This is a genomic window from Thermodesulfobacteriota bacterium (assembly GCA_036397855.1).
Lineage (GTDB): Bacteria > Desulfobacterota_D > UBA1144 > Nemesobacterales > CSP1-2 > DASWID01.
Genome location: DASWID010000005.1, coordinates 1 through 17,489 on the forward strand (window position 1 = coordinate 1; position 17,489 = coordinate 17,489).

Annotated in this window: 15 protein-coding genes; 8 read left to right on the top strand and 7 right to left on the bottom strand. The window is 40.2% G+C overall.

The window, feature by feature from the left end; all coding sequences use genetic code 11:
• Positions 1–41 precede the first annotated feature (41 nt).
• The 5 genes from VGA95_00300 (at position 42) to phoU (ending at position 6,754) form a co-directional block, all read left to right on the top strand.
• Positions 42–1,001: a phosphate ABC transporter substrate-binding protein PstS family protein gene (locus tag VGA95_00300; protein HEX9664984.1), complete on the top strand. Its 960-nt coding sequence runs from the start codon at positions 42–44 to the stop codon at positions 999–1,001.
• 34 nt (positions 1,002–1,035) lie between these two features.
• Positions 1,036–3,366, top strand: coding sequence for an ABC transporter permease subunit (locus VGA95_00305; protein ID HEX9664985.1), 2,331 nt, complete (start codon positions 1,036–1,038; stop codon positions 3,364–3,366).
• Positions 3,363–4,985, top strand: a complete 1,623-nt coding sequence (gene pstA / locus VGA95_00310) for a phosphate ABC transporter permease PstA (protein HEX9664986.1) — start codon at positions 3,363–3,365, stop codon at positions 4,983–4,985. Before VGA95_00305 ends, pstA begins: the two co-directional genes overlap by 4 nt.
• A gap of 49 nt (positions 4,986–5,034) precedes the next feature.
• Positions 5,035–5,931: a phosphate ABC transporter ATP-binding protein PstB gene (gene pstB / locus VGA95_00315; GenBank protein HEX9664987.1), complete on the top strand. Its 897-nt coding sequence runs from the start codon at positions 5,035–5,037 to the stop codon at positions 5,929–5,931.
• A gap of 157 nt (positions 5,932–6,088) precedes the next feature.
• Entirely contained in the window at positions 6,089–6,754 is a 666-nt protein-coding gene (gene phoU, locus VGA95_00320; protein HEX9664988.1) for a phosphate signaling complex protein PhoU, read from the top strand.
• A 154-nt stretch (positions 6,755–6,908) separates the two neighbouring features.
• Here the strand turns inward: phoU and VGA95_00325 are convergent, their stop codons facing one another.
• From VGA95_00325 to VGA95_00350, 6 genes are all read right to left on the bottom strand, one after another.
• A complete protein-coding gene (locus tag VGA95_00325; GenBank protein HEX9664989.1) occupies positions 6,909–8,093 on the bottom strand; it encodes an aminotransferase class I/II-fold pyridoxal phosphate-dependent enzyme in 1,185 nt (394 codons plus the stop codon).
• Positions 8,094–8,168: 75 nt separating this feature from the next.
• A complete protein-coding gene (locus tag VGA95_00330; GenBank protein HEX9664990.1) occupies positions 8,169–8,810 on the bottom strand; it encodes a TetR/AcrR family transcriptional regulator in 642 nt (213 codons plus the stop codon).
• A gap of 179 nt (positions 8,811–8,989) precedes the next feature.
• Positions 8,990–10,315 carry a glycosyltransferase gene (locus VGA95_00335; GenBank protein ID HEX9664991.1) on the bottom strand — a complete coding sequence of 442 codons (1,326 nt, stop codon included), beginning with the start codon at positions 10,313–10,315 and terminating at the stop codon, positions 8,990–8,992.
• Positions 10,316–10,515: 200 nt separating this feature from the next.
• A complete protein-coding gene (locus tag VGA95_00340; protein ID HEX9664992.1) occupies positions 10,516–11,682 on the bottom strand; it encodes an LL-diaminopimelate aminotransferase in 1,167 nt (388 codons plus the stop codon).
• A gap of 209 nt (positions 11,683–11,891) precedes the next feature.
• Positions 11,892–12,665: a lysophospholipid acyltransferase family protein gene (locus VGA95_00345; GenBank protein ID HEX9664993.1), complete on the bottom strand. Its 774-nt coding sequence runs from the start codon at positions 12,663–12,665 to the stop codon at positions 11,892–11,894.
• A 162-nt stretch (positions 12,666–12,827) separates the two neighbouring features.
• Complete coding sequence (locus tag VGA95_00350; GenBank protein ID HEX9664994.1) at positions 12,828–13,697, bottom strand: GNAT family N-acyltransferase; 870 nt, start codon at positions 13,695–13,697, stop codon at positions 12,828–12,830.
• A 285-nt stretch (positions 13,698–13,982) separates the two neighbouring features.
• Between VGA95_00350 and VGA95_00355 the strand changes: the two genes are divergently transcribed.
• From VGA95_00355 to VGA95_00365, 3 genes are all read left to right on the top strand, one after another.
• Positions 13,983–15,110, top strand: a complete 1,128-nt coding sequence (locus VGA95_00355; protein HEX9664995.1) for an SAM-dependent methyltransferase — start codon at positions 13,983–13,985, stop codon at positions 15,108–15,110.
• A 147-nt stretch (positions 15,111–15,257) separates the two neighbouring features.
• Positions 15,258–15,806 carry a hypothetical protein gene (locus tag VGA95_00360; GenBank protein ID HEX9664996.1) on the top strand — a complete coding sequence of 183 codons (549 nt, stop codon included), beginning with the start codon at positions 15,258–15,260 and terminating at the stop codon, positions 15,804–15,806.
• 160 nt (positions 15,807–15,966) lie between these two features.
• Positions 15,967–16,290: a hypothetical protein gene (locus VGA95_00365; protein ID HEX9664997.1), complete on the top strand. Its 324-nt coding sequence runs from the start codon at positions 15,967–15,969 to the stop codon at positions 16,288–16,290.
• 383 nt (positions 16,291–16,673) lie between these two features.
• Here the strand turns inward: VGA95_00365 and VGA95_00370 are convergent, their stop codons facing one another.
• Positions 16,674–17,462 (bottom strand): CoA-transferase, encoded by a 789-nt coding sequence (locus tag VGA95_00370; GenBank protein ID HEX9664998.1) that lies wholly within the window; start codon positions 17,460–17,462, stop codon positions 16,674–16,676.
• Between the last annotated feature and the right edge of the window lie 27 nt (positions 17,463–17,489).

Consider the following 17,489-nt stretch of genomic DNA (forward strand, 5'->3'; position numbering starts at 1 on the left):
TTATGTCTAGATGGACAAAATGTTTTAAACGTTTAAGCTGCATGGTTACTACTCTAGGGTTCATTCTAATACTAGACCTTTCATCAGTAACTGCCCAGGAGGCGGTAAAAGTTGATCCTGACATTCCAGCGTACGGTAAGGTAAGCGGTGTATCAGGCAATATCAGCAGTATTGGCTCTGACACGATGAATAATCTCATGACATTATGGTGTGAAGGGTTCGGTAAAAATTACCCCAATGTAAAATGTCAGATAGAGGGAAAGGGATCAAGCACCGCACCGCCGGCGCTCATCGAGGGAACCGCACAATTCGGCCCCATGTCCCGTGAAATGAAGAGTACAGAAATCGACGACTTCGAAAAGAAGTTTGGTTATAAACCGACCCAGATCAGCACAGCAATTGACACATTGGCAGTTTATGTCAACAAAGATAATCCTATAGAATGCATAAGCATGGTTCAGGTCGACGAAATTTTCTCGAAGGGGAGGACATGCGGGGGCACCGAAGACATAAAAACTTGGGGTCAACTCGGACTAAAAGGTGATTGGGCTGATCGTCCCATAGGTATGTTTGGCAGGAATTCGGCCTCCGGTACCTACGGTTATTTCAAGGAGCACGCACTCTGCAAAGGCGATTACAAAGACACGGTAAAGGAGCAGCCGGGATCCGCTTCGGTTGTCCAGGGAGTTGCGGAAGACCGATTCGCAATAGGTTACAGTGGCATCGGATATAAAACTTCGGGAGTCCGAGCAGTACCACTTTCAAAAAAGGGCGGGCAGTGCGCAGAACCGAATCTGGAAAACGTACTGAATAATTCCTATCCTCTCGGAAGATTTCTATATTTATATGTCAACAAAAACCCAAACAAACCCCTCGATCCGCTGCGTGAGGAATTCATAAAATTCATACTGTCCAAAGGAGGTCAGGAAGTAGTGGTTAAGGATGGATACGACCCACTTCCGGGAAAGATCGCGGCAAAAGAGCTTGCAAGGATTCAATAGTACCTTCAGAATCTGCTATGATTTAAGCTAATTCATGTCCGCACAAACGAGACCCAAGGTAACGAAAGATGACAGAAAAGATCAACAAGCCGCCTCGAAGTCAGCAGGACTCAAACGCAGGCGACTTGCTGATCTTATTGGACGCATTGTCGTAACAGCCGGCGGTATTGGAATCGTACTCAGTATACTGGCCATACTCGTCTTCATTGCGCTCGAGGTAGTCCCACTCTGGAAAAGCGTAAGGTCCGAGCTTGTTGGCACATATGTCCTCAGTGAATCGCCCGGACTCGCCTCTTACTTTCTAGACTATTCGCCTTCGACATCAGAGTTCCCATTCCTGGCAACAGGCGCAGATGAGTACCGTGAAGTTGGATTTATGATAACAAGAGACGGGCATATTCACTTCTTGTCCTTGAAAGACGGGAAAACAATTAACGACCTACCATTATCGAAAATAGAAGGACAGAAGGTACTCTCCGTTTTCGTGTCTTCTATCAACCGAATATATGCATTGGGAACAGAGGACGGTTACATATTGCCTGTTAAAGTTAATTTCGACGTAAGATTCACAGATGATGGAAAAAGAATAATTGATCCCAGGGTTATTGAAGAGGAACCTATACAAATAAGTACTCTTCCCTTAACGAAAGTAGCCTTTCAGGAAAAAAATGATGAAGCCATTGGAGCCGCGGCTGTTACTTCAGATCAGAAGCTACTACTATTCTCGCAAGAGGAAAGTACTTCACTATTAGGAGATAGCGAGAAAGAGCAACATTTACAGGATCTAACGCCAAACCTAGCTGGTGACAAAGTCACAACTATGGAGCTTGACAATGCGTTGGATAACCTATACGTAGGAACAGAAGAAGGAAAGCTATTTCATTGGGATATAACTGATAGAAGTAATCCTGAGTTAGTGGATATTGTGGATGCAACCGGCAATTCAAATACGGCAATAACGGCACTCGCCTCCCTCCTAGGAGACCGTTCATTAATAGTTGGTGACGAGGCAGGAGATGTCTCCGTTTGGTTCCAGGTAGAGGATCCAACTTCGCCAAAAGGGAAAAGGCTTAAGAAAATCCACGTCTTAGATTCACTGGAAATTCCAATTACCGCTATCTCACCCTCTGCAAGAAATAGGGTCTTTCTGGCGGCGGATCAAGAAGGCGAGATAGTCTTATACCATGCAACCTCTGTACAAAAATTACTACAATTAAATGCTGACAAAGAGAAAATTAATGCGCTATCGTTTTCCCCAAAGGCCAATGGCTTTCTCGCAATAGACCAGAAGGGAAAATTGTACAACTGGCGTATAGATGTTCCTCATCCTGAAACGACTCTTAAAACGCTTTTTGGTAAAGTTTGGTACGAGGGCTATTCTAAGCCGGAATATGTATGGCAATCAACGGGAGGAACAGATGATTTCGAACCCAAGTTTAGTCTGACCCCTCTTGCCTTCGGAACATTAAAAGGAGCATTCTACGCACTTTTCTTTGCAATACCTTTATCAATACTCGGAGCAATTTGTGTGTCACAATTCATGCATCCATCTCTCAGGAACACTATAAAACCTGTTATTGAGATCATGGCAGCCTTACCAAGTGTCGTTTTAGGATTCTTTGCCGGCCTCTGGTTAGCTCCCCATATCGAGAAGATTGTGCCCGCTGTTTTTTTGATGCCGCTAGTCATTACTATCCTTACCCTGTTAAGCGTTTTTGTCTGGCAATATGCTCCTAAATCACTCAAGGGAAGATTTATGGACGGCACTGAGCTTTTCCTCCTTATTCCAATAATAATCCTAGGGGTGTTTATAAGTCTCTGGCTTAATGCACCGATGGAAAACCTACTCTTAGGTGGAGATTACAAAGGGTGGTTGTATAACGTGCTAGGTTTACAATATGATCAAAGAAATGCATTAATTGTTGGGTTCGCAATGGGATTTGCAGTCATCCCAATTATCTTCACCATCTCGGAAGATGCATTATCCAGCGTACCTAAGAATCTTACAGCCGGTTCTTTCGCACTAGGAGCCAACAGGTGGCAAACCGCTGTAAAGGTTATTTTACCGACTGCAAGTGCGGGAATATTTTCTGCCGTGATGATAGGGCTCGGAAGGGCAGTAGGTGAAACGATGATCGTGCTGATGGCTACCGGGAATACACCACTGATGGATTGGAGTATCTTCAACGGATTCAGGGCCCTATCTGCGAATATAGCGGTTGAAATACCTGAGGCGCCGTTAGGAGGTACTCTTTACAGGGTATTATTTCTTGCAGCCCTTCTCCTTTTCCTCGTCACCTTCATTGTGAATACCGCTGCCGAATTAGTCAGGCAGAGACTCAGAAGGAAATACGGGCAGCTATGAGAAAAATGTGGAAAAGCGGAGATCCATTTGTATGGCTCACTGGCGTCGCCGTAATGTTTAGCCTTCTGATGATAGCAGGGCTTCTGTATCTTATTATGGCTAAAGGACTCGGCTTCTTCTGGCCATCTGACATAGCAGAAATAGTATTGAAGGATGGAACAAAATATCTTGGCCAAATAACGTCCAGCGAAAAGATACCACAGCCTGACGAACCGCTTGGGACACCAGCAAAATATAGAATACTTGTAAAAATTGGGAATAGAGACATGTACGGCTTAGATTTCAAATGGATAGAAAACAATAATATAAAGGAAACAACTTATCCTAAGTTTGCCGGTCTTATTGAAAGACGAGAATGGGGAAACATGTATGGTTTTATAAAAGAAATTAAAGAGAACAATGTAACCGTCGCAGAAGGAAATGAGGAATCATGGGCTGTTATACAAACGTACATAATCCAAGCCAAGGGTATATATAAGCGGATCAGAAAAATTGAGAAAGAAAACATTGGAGACATAAACCTACAAATTGAAAAACTCAGGCTTGAAATCAAAGAGCTTGAACTCGAAGGGAAAAGCAACCAATCTCAGATCAAAGCTCTCAATAACCAAATCGATGAGCAGAATAAGCTCTACCAGAACGAGGAATCCGAACTTACAGCTCTAAATGAGGAACTAAACGATGTTCAGATAATAGTCTCGACTATCGATGGTAGGGAAAAACAATTCTCTGTTGGTTCAATTGTCCGAGCCTATCGTCCAAATACAATGACATGGTTTGATAAAGCTCTTATCTACAAATCAAGGTTATGGGAGTTTGTTTCTGCTGATCCAAGAGAAGCGAATACCGAAGGTGGGGTTTTCCCCGCAATATTCGGAACGGTAATGATGGTACTCATTATGAGTATAGTGGTTTTACCCTTCGGGGTACTGGCCGCATTATATTTGAGGGAATACGCAAAACAGGGCCTTCTCGTAAGGATTGTCAGGATTTGTGTCAACAATCTGGCAGGAGTGCCTTCAATAGTGTTTGGAGTCTTCGCGGTCGGGTTTTTTATCTATGGCATCGGAGGATTCATTGATGACGTCTTTTACAGGGAAGCTCTTCCAACTCCCACATTCGGCACGGGAGGAATTTTATGGGCGTCGCTGACACTTGCCCTCCTCACGGTACCTGTTGTTATAGTAGCCACCGAAGAGGGACTTGAAGCTGTTCCAAGGGAAATCAAAGAGGGGTCTCTCGCTTTAGGCGCTACTAAATTTGAAACAACGTGGAAGGTAATTATCCCAAGTGCTTTACCGGCAATCCTCACCGGATTAATACTGGCAGTCGCGCGCGCTACGGGAGAAGTAGCTCCGTTGATGATAACTGGAGTCGTTAAACTTGCACCCGATCTCCCTTTAGATAGTCATTTCCCATTCATTCATCTAGAGAGAAAGTTCATGCATCTTGGATTTCACATATATGACGTAGGATTTCAATCTCCAAACGTAGAAGCAGCCAAACCGATGGTTTATATGACAACGCTTCTACTCATCGTAATTGTTGTTGTATTGAACTTAGCCGCAATAATCATAAGAAACCGTTTGAAGAAAAAATACGCTACGTCAGGGGTGTGATAAATTTAATACCAAAAAGGACCTTAAACCTAATTCTTCGGAGGAAATAGTGAAAACTGCAACCGAACATAGTAATATAATAAAAGACTCAACTAATACTGAAGCAATGGATCAATCATTTCAGCAAGACCGTGAACAATACGACAACGAAAAAGAACCGGAAGATAAGCTTAGTCAAGACGTCAACATTCCAGATCCGTTACTCGAAGTTGAAAATTTAAGTCTAAAATATAGCGGTAATCCTGCCTTAATTGATATAACTCTAGATATAGCTAGAAACCATGCTACCGCATTCATAGGACCGTCGGGATGCGGTAAATCCACACTACTTCGCTGCTTCAACCGTCTCAATGACCTTGTTGATGGTGTAACAATAGATGGAAATATCAGATTAAACGGACAGGAGATCTACGATCCCATGGTAGACATAACTGAACTCCGGAAAAGAGTGGGAATGGTATTTCAAAAATCAAACCCTTTTCCTAAATCGATTTATGAAAATGTCGCTTATGGCGCCAGAATTTCAGGAATAAATAAAAACTCATTATTGGACGAAATTGTTGAAAAGAGTTTACGTGGAGCAGCTTTATGGGAAGAAGTTAAAGATAGATTGAAAGAAAGCGCCTTGGGAATTTCCGGAGGACAACAACAGCGGCTCTGTATCGCTAGGGCCATTGCGGTTGAACCGGAGGTATTATTAATGGATGAACCTTGCTCGGCCTTAGACCCCATAGCTACCGGGAAGATTGAAGATCTAATAACAGAGCTCAAAACGAACTATACCATTATAATTGTGACTCATAATATGCAGCAAGCCGCTCGTGTTTCAGATTTTACTGCATTTATGTATTTGGGGAAGATAATAGAGTACGATAAGACCGAAAACATATTCCTTAAGCCTTCGAATAAACAGACTGAAGACTACGTATCGGGAAAATTTGGTTGAACCTTAATCAACAGGATTGAGAAAGCCTTTAAACATGAAATTGATAATAACGTATAATAATTCTATATGAATATTTAAAATGAAATTACAGTATAAACAATCGTTATCTATCACTTAACATGGAATATACTTTAGCGATTTTCTCTGGAGGAACGGTATGATAAAGTTTCAAGATGAGTTAAACAATCTTAAAAAGACACTCCTTGAAATGGCCTCATTAGTCGAAGAAATGATCGCAAAAAGCATCCTCGCATTAAAACAAAAGAATATGATTTTGGCAGAAGAGGTTATTAGGAGCGATGAAAAGGTAAATAAGGTGGAAATAGAGATCGACAAACAGTGCTTAAAGATACTCGCTCTTTATCAACCAGAAGCAGGTGACCTCAGGACCGTCACAATGATCATGAAAATCAACGGAGATCTTGAAAGGATCGGTGATCACGCTGTGAACATATCTGAGAAAGTCATCTATCTTGCCGATAAACCAACTGTCAAACCCCTGATAGACATACCAAGGATGGCAGAGAAATCTATTGAGATGCTCAAAGAAAGCCTTGATTCATTTGTGAATAAAAACGCTGAACGTGCGATTGAGGTTTGCAAAATGGATGACGAGGTAGACGCCCTGGAAACACAAATAACCAGGGAGCTCTTAACGTTTATGATTTCTGACCCAACGACTATTGATCCCGCACTTCATTTGATACTTATTGCCAGAGACCTTGAAAGGGTAGCTGACCTGGCTACAAATATAGCCGAAGATACTTATTTTATCGCAAGCGGAAACACGATCAAACATCACGCCATGGACGGTGGGGCATGAGAAAGTTTATCAAATTGTCTAAGAGTTGCTATACAATACACGCCCAGATAAAGATGCGAACAATTTTTGATCTATTTTGTAATTACATTGCTACAGAATAGAGAATACAATTGCTCCCCCTAATTTCTCTATATGCGACCGTTTATAACCTACCCTATGCTGCTTTGAGCTTGGCGTTTTTCATCCTCTTTATTCCCTCATCTATGTCTTCATCGGAGGTTGCATAGGTTACTCTCACATAACCTTCTCCCTGCGTTCCGAAAGCAGTCCCCGCTACAACAGCAACACCAGAGTCCTCTATCAAACTGGTTGTGAATTCCTGGGAGGTTAATCCAGTACCCGTGATATCGGGAAAAGCGTAAAATGCACCAGATGGAGTATCACACTCAATTCCTGGTATTGAATTTAAACCAGCTACCATCATGTCGCGCTTCTTTTGCAAGAGCTTCCTCTTTTCCTCAACCCACTCGTGAGGGCCAGTCATAGCGGCATATGCAGCTCTCTGAATAAAGGCGGCAACGTTTGTGATGGTGTCTTGAAGAAATATAGAGAGCTTCTCTATAACAGGCCTCGGTGCAACTGTCCATCCGATTCTCCATCCCGTCATCGCATAGGTCTTGGAAAACGTATCAATAACTATAGTCCTCTCCTCCATCCCAGGAACTGAGGAAATAGATATGTGCCTCTTCCCATCGTAAACTATGTGCGAAAATATCTCATCGGAAATTACCATAACTTGCTTGTGCCTAAAACACATCTCTGCTATTTCCTCAGGATTCTCTACCAGATGACCGTTTGGTCTTTGGGGGGTGTTAATTATCAAAAGTTTGGTCTTTGGTGTTATCATATGCTCAAGTTTTCCAACATCAAACTGCCAGTCAGGTTTAGTTAGAGGTGTATGTTTGATATGGGCCCCGGCGTATTTTGCCCAAACCTCATCTGGTGGATAACCCGGATTCGGAAATACCACCTCGTCCCCGTCTTCGAGGAAAGTAAGTAGAGACATATTAAGAGACTGTTTAGCGCCAGCAGTGACTATAACCTCATCTGCACTTGTCTTCCTTCCCCTTCTCGTCATCTCTTCTGCAATGACCTCTCTAAGCTCTGCAAGACCCGGACCGGGATCGTACCTCACATAACCCTCCTTTAGCGCCCTCGTTGTTTCTTCGATCATAAAATCTGGTGTGATAAAGTCCGGCCCCTGATAATCCCCTTTTTCAAAGTGTATCACCCTTTTGCCAGTATTTTTTTCAACCTCCTTCGCGACCCTCATGCTGGCCCACTGTTTGGGTGGGACAAAGTGATTTACCCTCTTACTGAATGGATATCGCATTGTCATAAGGCTATACCTCCTATTTATGAATATTTTATTTTGAATATTTTAACTCTTCTTTACTCTCCACATCCATCGCTCTTAAGGGTCTTGCTCGTCAGGAGCAAGGATGCCCTCTGAAATAGCCGAAAACACATCTTCCGCTATTTCCTTTGCAGACTCATCAGTTTTATAAAAAAACATTACAGACCTAACTAGACCAAAGATTATTAAAGCTGTTAGTGTTGTGTTCAGTGGGCGAAATGAACCTTCTTTTTGGCCTCTTTCGAGGATTTTTTCATACAGTTTGATTCTTCTTAACCTCCAATGCTCAGTGAACTCGAAATGCTCACGTATGAGATGTGTTTCATCCCTGCTTAAAATACGAAGCACATCCAAATTTATGCGATAAAATTCGAAAATTAAGCTTAAAATCTTTTTCAGCTTCACTGGTGCAGAATCACTCTTCGCTATCTCTCTCTCTAGAAGAGACTCAATAGCCTCAAAGCTATTTTCTAAGATTTCAAGATATAGCTTTTCTTTAGATGGAAAATAAAGATATATCGTGCCTTTTGCAACACCGACTGCATCTGCAATTTCGTCCACGGTCACGTCATGATAGCTTTTCTCGGAAAATAACTCGGAAGCTATTTTAAGAATCTGCTCTCTCCGGACTTCCCTCTTCGAAGGATAACCCATTGCCCCAAGTTTATTTCTGATTGTCTTTCTAGCTTTTGCCATCATTTCCCCACGGTACTGAACTGACTAGTCAGTCATGGCTTCACATAAATTATTTACAATGCGACAGCAATTTTGTCAAGTACTTTTTTTTGAAGGGCGTATAAGACGATAATTAATTCTATTTATTAGAAAATCTTATAAATACCTCCATCGATCAAAGTTCGCCAGAAAAAAATTGACAATCAGACGGTCTTGCCTCGCAAACTGTGTAATATCGACAGGACCGATGTATAAATAAAACCGAGTTGAATCAAAATAAGAAAAGGGACCCATCCAATGTAACCCATCGAAACAGCATAAAACGTTAGAATGACGAAAATAACACCCAGCCCTAATTCTATTACAGTAGTTAGTTCCTTTGCAGTCTTATAAGTCCCCTCACGCCAATTTCGATCTTCATCTGTCACGGCAAATTTTGGAGTTCTTCTGAAATCTGAGCTTTTACCCAAAAGTGCTTCGAAGACCGCTTTTGAATTATTTATAGAAAGACCGGTACCTATAGCCAAGGAAAGGGGTATATACTTTACATATTTTGTCCATTCATCTTTATGAATTTCTTTCACAGCAATCAGATAAAATCTTACAATGCTCAACGTACCCGAAGACACGCCAATTAAATTTAAGAATATAATATTTTCCCAGCCATAAGATCGCCAGAAATAAGCCATCGGAGCCATAAGAACGATCAGTAGCAGGAGAAGGATATAAGAAAAGTTCCCGAGAAGATGAATAGCGGCCTCCATTTTTACGTTTAGAGACAGTTCCTTTGACCTGAAAACCCGAGGCAACAGTTTCTTCGCAGTTTGAATCCCACCCTTCGCCCAGCGATGTTGCTGTAACTTAAACGCATTCATATCGACCGGGAGTTCAGCTTTTGCAATCATATCCTTAAGATAGATCAACCCCCATCCCTCAAGCTGTGCCCTGTAGCTAAGATCTAAATCTTCAGTTAATGTGTCATGTTGCCATCCACCGACAGATTCTATACATTCTTTCCTCAAAACCCCAGCCGTCCCATTAAAGTTAAAAAACATCCCTCCGTAAAACCTTGAAGCCTGCTCTATCAAAAAGTGACCGTCAAGCAGAATGGATTGTGCTCTTGTAAGTGTGGAATAGTTGAGATTCAAGTGCGCCCATCTTACTTGAACTATCCCGACTTTTGGATCAGTAAAAAAATTTATAGTCTCCTTAAAAAAATCCCGTGGTGGAATAAAATCAGCGTCGAAAATGGCGATATAATCGCCTTGAGCTCTTAGCAACCCTTCGCTCAAGGCACCGGCCTTGAAACCAACTCTGCTATCCCTGTGAATATAATGAATATTAAAACCGACTGACCTGAATTTCTCGACAGTGGTATTTGCAATATCCATCGTTTGATCAGTTGAGTCATCGAGAACCTGTATTTCCATCAGTTCCTTAGGATAATCAATCTCGCAAACAGATTTGATTATTCTTTCAACTACGTACTGCTCGTTGTAAATAGGGAGCTGTATCGTGACTTTCGGCAACCGCTTAAAGTAAGTCTTCGGCTTTGGAATTATGTTTTTGTATCTGTTAAATAGGCAGGTTAAATAGTATCTATGAAGTCCAAAGCCACATAGAAGAAAAAGGCAGATCAAATATATTGGGGTTATAACGATTTTAGAAACTAAAACAAGGTTTTCCACATTCGCTAGGTTAATTATACGGATTCCATAGTTTTACGGTTCTACAATTTTACATCTTTTAATCTTTCAACAGCCTCAATTAGTCTTTCCTTAGCTATGGTGATTGACACGCGGATATAACCCTCTCCGTAATTCCCAAAGCCGTTTCCAGGTGTAACTACAATGCCCGTTTCCGTCAGAATCTTCGATGCGTAATCCTTTGAGGATACCCCTTCTGGCACCTCAAACCAAACATAAAAAGTTGCCTTTGGTGGATAGTAATTCAAACCGACTTCTTCCAAACCCTTGCAGAAAATGTCTCTTCTTTCCTCATAGGTCTTTCTTCTTTCCTCGATTCCTAGAGTGTAATTGTTTAGTGCCTCGATCCCCGCATACTGAATACCCTGAAACACCCCTGAATCTATATTGGTCTTTATCTTACCCAGGCCCGCGATGGCTTTTTTATTCCCAACACAAAATCCAATTCTCCAACCTGTCATATTGAACGTTTTAGAAAGTGAGTGGAATTCAATTCCAATTTCTTGGGCGCCATCAACTTGTAAAAAACTCGGAGGTGTAAGACCATCGAAAGCAATCTCAGTATACGCTGCATCATGACAGACTAGAATCTCATGTTTAGTCGCAAAATCCACAACCTTCTTGAAAAAATCCTTGTCAGTAACTGCAGTGGTAGGGTTATTTGGATAATTTAAGAACATAATTCTCGCCTTTCTACGTACATCTTCTGGAATAGAATCCAGATCAGGTAGGAAGTTATTCTCCTTGAGCAATGGCATATCATATGGTATGCCGCCGGCAAAAGTTGTCGCAACTCTGTATACCGGATACCCTGGGTTGGGAACTAACACGATATCTCCAGGATCAATAAAAGCAAGCGGAGCATGGGCAAGACCCTCCTTTGAACCGATGAGGGTCAATGCTTCCGATTGGGGATCAAGCTTAACGCCGAACCTCTTGCCATACCAGTGCGAAACCGCCTCCCTATATGAAAGCATTCCCACATATGAGGGATATCTATGATTCTCTGGATCATCCGCAGCAGCTTTCAATGCTTCAATGATGTTGGCAGGTGTCGGTATATCAGGATCGCCAATCCCCAGATCTATAACGTCCACCCCCTTAGACTTCAACTCATTAATTCTTTGATCTATTTCGGCAAAAAGGTAAGGAGGTAGCTCTTCTATCCTCTTTGCCCATTTCACATTCATGTGTGTTTCTCCTTAAAAAAGCCTTTATATTAACTTACCCCTGTATTGAGAGCAAGAATTCAAACGGCATACACCATTATAAAAACACAAAAGTGGACTACATAGACTCCCTTCCATCAAAGAGCTTCTATTATCTGTAAAAAGCCTCGTGGTATAAAGAAAGGTTTAATCTATAAATTCAAAGTATAGAAAAATTACTTCAAGGAATTCTAGCTTGATAAATATGCAGAACTTATTATCTTATAAGCCAGATTTGATAGTTCCTTTCTTGTATGTTCTGGTTTTACCTCTATTTTCTCAAGCTCTAACATCTCTGCATCCACTGATTTATGTGATAAAAGTCTCAAGGCATGATCGAAGAACTTAGCGTCGCCGTAATAGTAAATGTCGTCACGATTTGTCGAGTTAATGTCTTCACCATCGATCCTCCTGTATTTTACACAAACAGGGACTATATCAACAACCGACCTCATTGCAGCAGTTATGAAAGGATTCTTAAATGGTAAAATCCCATCCCCATTTGATGTCGTTCCTTCAGGGAAAAGCACTACATTAAATCCATCATTTAATAGATCTGATATCAAATCAATCTCCTCCGACAGCTTTGTTCTATTCCTCCTTTCAACAAATACTGCACCTGCATACCTCGTTAGGGTCCCTAATAAAAATTCATCATTCAATTCAGAATTTGCCACAAATACAGACGGTACAAGTGAAAAAATTATGAATACATCAATATATGAAAGATGATTGGAAACGATCAGAAAGTTTTTTTCCTTTGTGGATAGATTATCAATATTCCTATACTTAACCTTTACACCAAATGCGAAGAGTAGGAGCCTTGTATGAAAAGAGGCGTTTTTAGAAAAAAACAGCAATTTTCTCCTACTATTTCCAATCAGCTTGTCTGCAATGAAAGAAATAATGAGGAAAGATACAACAATAAAAAAAACTGCAATGATTCTTATATACTTCCTAAACATCTACAGTTTTGTCTAAAAAATTTTGATATCGTACAAATTGCTTAATATTGATACAAATTTAATAGCTCTAGATATACGCCGTTATATGAACAACTTTTAAATACTATTGGATATAACTAGAAAAGCATTAAATGATATTGAAATAATAAGGATTTTTAATTGTTATGGCTCTAAGCTTTCCCGAGTCTTATATTTCTTCACAAACGATAAATTTAACTGCTCAAGGTCCAAAATCGTAAAGAAATCGGCACATCTAAATTTACAATCAAGAGCAGGCTCACCACAAACCTTTGAACCCATTCTTATGTAGCTTTTAAGAAGGGTTGGAATCAAATTTTTGATTTTATCCTCCTGTCCGTTTATATCTCCAATCGTATCTAAATACATATCAAAACGTTTTAATCTGTATTCATCGTTGGGATAAACTCGTAACTCATCGGGCGCATAGTTTAGCGTCTTAAAGTACTTATATACAAGTCCTATATCGAACCCATTTGTAGTGTGTATGCTAGAACAACCAAATAGATACTTCGATTCAACCTTTTTCATGTACTCCGACACTCCCCTCCACAGAAGGTTAATAACCGCCCCGCTTCTGAAGTCTCTGTGTACACACGCCCGGCCAAGTTCAAGCTTATTACCCTTAGCTATTTTTATATTATCAATATCAAACTCGGTTTCTGAATAAAACCGATCCGAATAAGTAGATGAAATGAACCTATAAGTCCCAATTACGTTTTCGGTTTTCTTGTCAATTATGATTAAGTGATCGCATATGAAATCAAAACCATCAACGTCTATTTGGAGCCTTGCCCTTTTGTTCAGAACCTCTCTGTAAAAGACCTCGTACCTGAGGTTTAATGCTTGTTCTAACTCATGGGCATTTTCAACAGACTTTATAATGAAGTGCTCATTCTCATAAAAGACCACTATCTTCGGCTTAAACAAACGTAATTTCCAACGGTACGCCGCCAGGAGCATATTAAAATTGGATACAGTTTTTTTTATTGATGCCACTTTTTGAGCTAACATAGACTTTCACATAATCCTCTATGTAAGATATAACAAGGTAATGTTAAAGTATTGTTAAAATTCCTCTGTTTTTCAATATATTTATTTTCAAACCGTAAATAAATTAGAGTGTTGAGCCGAAAAGTTTATTATGGCCTTTAAATTTATATTCAGTCATTCTTCTCGCATCTCAGTATAATTTTAAAATAAGATATCAACAATTTTTAAATGTAATATATTTCGAACGGATTTCTTCTAAATTATGACATGAATGAACTAATTCAAATAATCAAGGATCGAATAAGGATGAGTGGGCCGATTACGTTTGCAAAATTTATGCAACTGGCTTTATACCATCAAGGATATGGATACTACAGCTCAGATAGGACTAGAATAGGTAAGGAAGGAGATTACTATACGAGCCCATGTGTGCATCCGGCATTTGGTGAAATCATTGGCAGATTTATTTACAAAGTTTACAAAACCCTAGACATTCAAGAATTCACAATAGTAGAAATGGGTGCCGGTAAGGGATACTTAGCCCTAGATGTACTAGATTCAATAAAGAGAGATCAACCTGAATTCTATAGCAACCTCAATTACTTGATGGTGGAAATTAGTCCTACCCTAGTGGAAGAAGAAAAGAGTATACTGAAAGACCATATACGTAAAATCAAATTCCTTAACTCGATTTCAGAAATAGAGGACGAAGAAGTTGCCGGAGTTTTTATCTCAAATGAACTCTTAGACTCATTTCCGTTTCACCGCCTAAAGTACATAAAAGACAATTTCCAAGAGATATATGTCGGTCTTGTAAACGACCAGTTCACAGAAATCCTCGACAGTTTAAGCATTATTGAACTCAAAAACTACATTGATAGGTACGATATTGAATTCAGAGAAGGCCAAGAGGTTGAGATAAACCTTAATGCTGGGAAATGGCTGAGTGATGTAAGCAGAGTTATAACTAGAGGATTTGTCCTTACTATTGATTATGGCTTTCTTGCCCCTGAATTATTCAATCCCACCAGAATGACAGGCACGTCTAAGTGCCTATACAAACACAGTGCGAATGATGATCCCCTTACGCATATCGGTGAGCAAGATATCACAGCCCATGTCGATTTTTCAAATCTCATAAGAGTTGGCGAATCAGTTGGTTTAAATACGTTTAAGTACATAACTCAGGGACAATTCTTAATCGACTGGGGGATATTGGACATCGTTGAAAGATACTCAAGTAAAGATAAATCTTCTAAGACGTCAGAGCAAAAACATATTTTGGCCATTAAAAATCTATTTTTACCAGAACTTATGGGCGACAAATTCAAGGTACTGATCCAGGAAAAAAACTTGGGAGACAAGCTTAAACCATTCTATCCCGAATCACCTTTTAAGATGAGCTTCGAAATGCCTGGGGATAGATACATCTAGATGTATTTAGTAATCGCGGGTCTTCGCTAAATCCTTACACCGTTTTCATAAAGAATTAATTTTCCTTCCCTATAATCAATATAAAAATTCCAAAATAATCATAAACGAAATTTGAGCATTTTTTATAAATCGATATAGGAGGTTTAAATGATCGGATTAGCCAAACAAGTACTGAAAAAAGAATGGGACACTTTAAGACTCTATTTCGATAATTGTGGCGACATAGGTGAATTCAAATTTGAGGACCTTGCGAATTCCTCACGGGTACGGGGTCAAGAAGAGATCCTGATAGGAAAAACAGTTAGTATGTACGAAAATTTCCCAAAATACGGTTATGCGTCACCGGAAGCTTTTTCGGTGGTTACAATACTAGTATCGAGTGCCGGTGAAAAACTAGGGCTCAGTAAAGACGTCGCCTATTCCTTTGGACTGGGTTTCGGGTTTGTCAGAACAGGTTTTATTTCTTACTCCGACTTAGAGATGAAGCAACTCCTTTTCTACGAACTTTTCTTTCCACTGGGTGCATTCGCAAATAATTATCTGGAATTCGAACCCTCTTTGGTAAAGCCGAAAATAAAAGCGTTATTTGAGAGATTCAAGTCTTGGGATGAAAATCCGAAATCATTCGAAATGGATTACATGCTATATGCAAAAGTTGATGAAAATTGGAAAGAGTGGGATGAGATAAGTGGATAAGCGTGGAGTCTACGAGGATTTGGCAATCGCCTTATCAAAAAATCAAACCCTGACTCTAACTCTTTGCGACGCGATTTATCTCGAAGCAATCCCTTAGGGACTTATTATTCATCATATTTGGGGTTATAATTTAAGCAAAAGAACATTAAGGGTCGCTAAAGTGGATAAAAAAGAATTTCAAAAAAGAGCATTAGAAAGCTTCACCAGGTTAGAGGAAGGACAGGTAGAACTCAAAGAGGGTTATTACAAACTCGAAGAAGGTCAGGCGGAACTCAAAAAAGGCCATTCAAAACTTGACGTAGGGCAAGAAGAGTTAAAAAAAGATATACAATTCTTGCATGATGACATGAACTCAAAATTTGAAATGCTAGCCAATGCCATAAAAGAACTGGTTGAAAAAATGGCAACTAAAGAAGATTATGAACGAAGGTTTAGAGACTTAGAGAATAGGATCAGAGAATTAGAGCAGAAAATAGGCCAGTAACAGAGGTGTAATTCAGAGAACAAGCCTAAGTGCCAACCCACCCATCTGTGATTTCTGTAGATGTTATATATTTCGTGGACAAAATCCAAAAACTTATAAATTTCGTGAAAATTTACTATCCGTCATCCTCGAATGTTTCTATCGGGGATCCATTGTTTAATTTCTTTTTTCTTTGTCTTGATACAAAGAAACAAAAATCAAGGGCTGACAAAAAATTAGGAATTATTAAATCAATTCCTTCAGCTAAAAATATTTAATCCAACCACAACCCCAAATCTTTTTTTGACGCTTTCGGAATTGATTTTGGCAATTTTTTGAATGCCCATTTAAGATCTAACAGACTGTCCACGAAATATCTAACACCTACAGCAATGACGCCATTTTTAAGGTCTGAATTCATCCAGGTATTGATTCAGGGCATCTCGATCCTTTATTGACAAGTATCTTCTAACACGTTCTGAGGAATAGTCATAATAAGGGTAGCACGAGCCCGGCTGCGAACCATTTGAAACCTCAACGACGGCTGCTACTTTGAAGCCTGGCATAACGGCAAGATCACCTTCCCTTTCAATCTCATCTGCGGAAACTATTTTCTCTGTAGTAAGAATTATCTTTTTCGCTGCTCGTGACATTATTACATCCTCAAAAACAGGCCCATATATTATGGCATTCCCATCTTCATCGGCTTTCTGCACATGAAGCACTGCCCAATCCGGATAAACAGCAGGTACCGTCAGGATTTCTTCATTTCCATACGGGTTATTAACGGTCTTAAATTTTTTAACCAGATAACTTTCACCGAGATTAGCAATAGGCATAAAAGGGACGCCGAACGCAGCAGCCCTGAGACTCGAGATCACAGTGTAACAAGAATTTTCATTAAATCTGACTCTTCCCTCTTCAACACAACGACGGAAGTTTGGCGCAAGGCCAAATTCTGCCTCAAAGCTTACAAAACCCGCTGCCACCTCTTCTACGCAATCCGCAAAACAAAGAAGATCAAAATCATAATTTGCAGCGGTTTTCATTACTTTAAGATTCTTCTTCCCCTGACGAGCAAGCTCCCTTGCAAATGCAGAGGGAATGCGCTGGAGGAGAAGACCCCCCATTGCCAACCTGTCTCCGTCTGAGACAAGAGAAGCAGCTTCTTCAATAGTCCTTACTTTGCTCAAAATTTAACACCACCTCTTCCACTTTTA